Origin of the sequence: Citrobacter sp. Cpo032, assembly GCF_030332975.1 — a bacterium.
Classification (GTDB): Bacteria; Pseudomonadota; Gammaproteobacteria; order Enterobacterales; family Enterobacteriaceae; genus Citrobacter; species Citrobacter portucalensis.
The window spans coordinates 1-293 of the sequence record NZ_JAOWGU010000013.1 but is presented as its reverse complement, the minus strand read 5'-3'; the positions used below and the strand labels follow the sequence as shown (position 1 = coordinate 293).

The window sequence follows — 293 nt, the reverse complement described above, 5'->3', positions numbered from 1 at the left end:
ACCTCGATGCGATAACCGAGGGTATTTTTCCCGGTATCAATCACCTGGCCGTGATACTGGTGGCCGTTAATCTCCACCAGCACCGGGTCGCCCGCTTTCGCGTCTTCCCCGCGCACGTTTCCGGTAATCACCTGCTTCGCCGCCGACAGCTCAGTAAAGTTCAGGGTGTTGTCGGCAGTGACATCATGAATATTGACGGTGTTATGTGCTTTAGTGTCCAGTACCACCGTGGTGTGCTGCACCGCCACCGCGGTGTTGCCTGCCGTATCCACCCCGGTCACTGTCACTTCTAC

1 protein-coding gene is annotated in these 293 nt (G+C 57.0%); it reads right to left on the bottom strand.

Going from position 1 to position 293, the window contains the following annotated elements; all coding sequences use genetic code 11:
- Positions 1–293: Ig-like domain-containing protein (locus OGY33_RS00065; RefSeq protein ID WP_286570894.1), on the bottom strand; the 293-nt coding region annotated here is incomplete at both ends.